This is a genomic window from Selenomonas sp. (assembly GCF_052169755.1).
Classification (GTDB): domain Bacteria; phylum Bacillota; class Negativicutes; order Selenomonadales; family Selenomonadaceae; genus Selenomonas.
The window spans coordinates 1-4,309 of sequence record NZ_JBQNBV010000154.1 but is presented as its reverse complement, the minus strand read 5'-3'; the positions used below and the strand labels follow the sequence as shown (position 1 = coordinate 4,309).

Below are 4,309 nucleotides of genomic sequence, written 5' to 3'. Positions count from 1 at the left end.
GATGCATTCCTGGCAGAGTTCAAGGATGATCCGGAAAAACTTGCCTATTGGCAGATAAGGAATGAGGTATTCTCCTCCGGCAATACTTCGGACGAGGAACGGCTCGAGGCTATGAAGGGCGGCGAACTGGGGCTTCGAACAGATGCCTTTATAAAAAGTCTGCCGCCAATGACCGAGGCGGAACGCAATCGGGCGATCGACGAGTTCGTAGCCGACCAAAAGAGATTGCTGGATATATAGGGAACCACTGATAAATTCAGCCGCCCATCTTCACACATCTGCACTGTCCTCTCGTCGTCAACAAATCCTCGACGTAGCACCGCTACGCCTGCGGTTTGTTTCCTAGATAGGAACAGCGCATCTGTGTAAATCTGGACGACTTCATTTTATCAGCGTTTCCATAGAACCAGTTACGACCGTACGACCGCAGAAACGTCTGCAAAATCAAAAATTGCTCCAGTGACCTCGCAGGTAACCAAAGCCTGCGAGGTCTTTGTTATAATGGGGGGCGTTGATGACCTATGTCCGCATCCGCACTTGTTTGCGCACATAGGAATGCGTGCTTTCCGAGGGGGCGGACAGCGGGAGGCAAAGCCGGTTTATTCATAAGACGGAATTGGGAAAGGGGAAAGCGGAAAGCGGTGTCTGACTTTCATTGATATGGACGTGTACGGATAATGCGGGATCATGAATCTGATGCGAAGCATCACGAGTGAAGGTCATCTTATGGAGAGCTTCTGGGCGAACTTTGCTCATATTTGTTTTCTATTTTTTGCTTGGTCATCTGTTCTTGTTTCTCGTTTTGATATATCCACATCATTCTGAGCTTGACGATATCGTTTGGGGGGATTTTATATGGAGAAAGATTGGGTCAATTTCCTGAAAAATAAGCGTGATGAAATACTGGAAGATGGAAAAAAGATTTTCATTGTAAATGCCGGTCGCATGAATCACGGAAAAAGCAGCCTGTTCAATTCGTTGCTCAATAAGCCCATTTTTGCGGTTGATGACATTCGCACTACGATGACAAGGCAGGATGCAGACTTCAGCCAAGATGTGGTCATGGTTGACACCCCTGGCCTGGATGCAGACAGCAGTGATGACAAGGTCGCTTTCGATGCATATCGCCGTGCCAACTTGATTGTTTTTGTTCATACAGTAAAAACCGGTGCCGTGGAACGCGATGACATCGACAGCCTCAATCGTATGGCAAAGGAAGCGGTATCTCCCGAATATTTCTGGCGGCATTTTGTGCTTGTATTCTCCAATATCGACGAGTACGATGCGGATGATGCTGAGGACAGCAAAAAAATGCGAATCATTGAGGAGGAAAGTCTGCGAAACATAAAGAGCGGTTGTGGTGAGCATGATTTTCCGATATTCCGGGTATCGAACACATATTTTCAGGATGGCAATGAGGCAAACAGCGAGCAGTTGATTGCCATGAGCGGCATCCGGGAGCTTAAAGAGTATATTCTTGCCCATTTGGACGCATGGCGGCAAGAGCAGACGCAGCTGATGGAGCAACGCTTCTCGCAAGCTAAGCGTGAAATTATGGAAGCCATTCAGGGTGAGCGCAAAACTGTGGCTGACACTATGGCGGCGAAGGCGGGGCGTTTTTTGGATTGGGAAAAATCGGTGAAAGAAAAGTTGGATAAGTTCCAAGCAGAAATCGAAGATACCCACAATGCTTGGTGTGAAGCGAAGGCAGAACAAAATAGATGGGAGCCGCTTTATCGCTTGGACAGCGATGCCAAAAGTATATTTAAGTCGGCAAACTTGACCCGTATCAATAGTGTATACATGCCCTTGATCGATCCACCATCTTTCAACGAGGACGGTTTCAGTTCCCGTGATTCTGCCAAAAGCAGATTGGATAAGCTTCGGGAAAGCTATGCTGAAAAATATAATTGGTATTTTGCCCCCAGACGGGGATCTAGCATTTGCGAAATTTTGGGAAAGGCGTATTCCGAGCAAATTTTCGAATGCTTTTCCGGAATAAAAACCAAATTGGAGAATGCTATCCGGCAAGCCGGAAAAACCGATATACTGAACGCCGGAATATCCATAGGAACAGAAGTCTATATGGGCGGCGATGAGGTATCGTTCTATTTTGATCTTGACGGTAAATCACTTTGTTATGGAAAAGATTGGAGGGAAGGAGCATACGAGGAGCATTTCGATAGATTTATCACGCGATTTCGCGGAAAGGTACACCGTAGCGGTATAGATTGGTCCATTGACTCATATAACGTTTACGAAAGCGGTTGGTTCGGCGGCGAGAAAAAAGTGAGAAAGTATAGCTTTTCACTTTACGATGGACAAACTGCGTTTAATGAGGCTGTCGACAGTGCTTGTGAATTTTTGTACGAGGCAGCAAATCTTGACGAACTGCACAGGCAAATCATGGACGGCTTGGAGCGTTCGTTTCAGCAGGAAGTCATACAAAAATTGGCGAATCGTACGGGCACGGACGTTTCTGTTTCCTCAGCGTATGATAGCAAGCGCAGACAAGCAGAACGTCTGCAAAGCGAACTGCAATCCAATTTTCGGGAGTGCCTTGACGGATTGTGTGCGCTTGAAAATGTCAGCGACCTTCCCACCGTTCAGGACGCGCAAAAACGTCCGTCGTATTACTGCGAGAATATGGGCGATCTCGTGAGCGGTGTAAAGGACGATATTGACGAGAGAACTCTGGTGGAGTTTGCCGACGAACGAGAGGAAATTATTCGGAACGATAAAGTTGCTGCTGAGATTGAAACTATGCAACTCGATGGGTAAAGGCGCAGTACACGGATCGTTACAGCAAAGAAAACGGTGGAGCATTGTCATTTGGGGGGATATTGCCGATGGGAACAGAATATATGCAACAGAGTGCAGCAGATTTTCTGAACAATCTTGACCATATCCAAGCGGAGTTAGCCGGATTCTCCGAGGAAATCGACGCCAAAAGCAACGAGGTAGCGAAATTGCTGACCCTTTTTGAACAGCAAAGCGAGGCGATCAAAGGGAATTTCACGCAATATATAGACAGTCGTGATCGCATCGGTATGGCGCTTGCCGCCAATCTGACAGCTAAGAACGAGGTCATCAAGACATGGAAAACCAAGATAGAGAAAGACCGCAAGGGCAGAGAGTTTATGTCCAAGCATGAGAAGTATTTGGTCGTTTTGGTTTTCGGCGCGGTAAAAAGCGGCAAAAGCTCCTTGGGCAATTTTATCGGTGGACGCTATTTTAGAAACGCAGAGTTTGATAATGATTACAAACACCTGCCTATGCCGATCTTTGAAACGGAGGAAGAAGCGCGTAAAAAGGGCGGCATCAAAGCAGATGACAACGGTGAAATCTGGTTTGAAGAAGGTGTGACGGACACTACCGGCTCTATTCAGTATTTCACGTTATCCGGCTTGCGTTGGATGGACTCGCCCGGCACGGGTGCCGTGGGCAAAGAAGGTGATATGCGTTCCATGGATGAAATGGTAGATGAGTACATATCCTACGCAGATATGTGCATCTTCCTCATGAATTCAGCAGAACCGGGTTTGCAGAAGGATATGCACTATATGTCCCAAATGTCCCGTGAAGGACAGGAGGCCATCATTCTCCTGACACGTTCCGATAAAATAAAAACGGAAATCAGGGACGGAAAAATCACTCGGAACCTCATACCTAAAGATAGCCGCCAAAAACAGGAGGATGATGTTTACCGAAGGACGCTGGCCGATTATCCAAACATCAAGGAGAATCAATGCCGTGCAATAAGCATTTCCTCACGCTTGGCTCAACAAGGCATAGAAAATATGGATGAAGATGCGTATCGAGCAGGCAATCTTGATCAGCTGATGCAAATTTTGGGACGCAAGGCGGCGGGAGATGCCGCCAGACTCAAAGAAAAGCGTCCGCGCCGTGCATTCAATTCTTTTATCGAGGAAATATTAGGCGAAAATAGTGCCGAAGGTAATGAAGGAATAGACGCTTTGCAAACAAGCCTGTCCCGTATTCGTGAGGCAATTGCCGATAAAAAAAGAGCCTTGGATGAAACCGCTCGGTCTTTGGAACTTTCTTGTAAGAGAGAGCTCAAGCGTAACATACTGGCAGAGCTATCTTCATGGGAACGAGAAGTACATCAAAGCGGAGGCACACTTTCTGCCGAGGAAATTTCACGGCGCGTTGTAAACATGATGCGGCAAGTTGTGCAGCAACGGCTTAACGAAACGGTAGGAAAGATAATTTCCGATTATGAAGAGCAGGAGATACAAAGTTTCGCCATTCGGTTTAATATGCAGGGATTAGAAAACAAAACCGAAAC

Annotated in this window: 2 protein-coding genes and 1 pseudogene; all 3 read left to right on the top strand. The window is 46.8% G+C overall.

The window, feature by feature from the left end; translation table 11 throughout:
• Window positions 1-240: pseudogene (locus tag ACTTKG_RS09395) on the top strand (serine/threonine protein kinase); the annotation flags it as partial.
• A 615-nt stretch (window positions 241-855) separates the two neighbouring features.
• The gene (locus ACTTKG_RS09390; RefSeq protein ID WP_442673945.1) at window positions 856-2,781 is read left to right on the top strand and encodes a GTPase; all 1,926 of its coding nucleotides are present in this window, start codon (window positions 856-858) and stop codon (window positions 2,779-2,781) included.
• A 68-nt stretch (window positions 2,782-2,849) separates the two neighbouring features.
• Window positions 2,850-4,309 (top strand): hypothetical protein (locus tag ACTTKG_RS09385; RefSeq protein ID WP_442673944.1); only part of this gene is annotated, 1,460 nt, incomplete at its 3' end.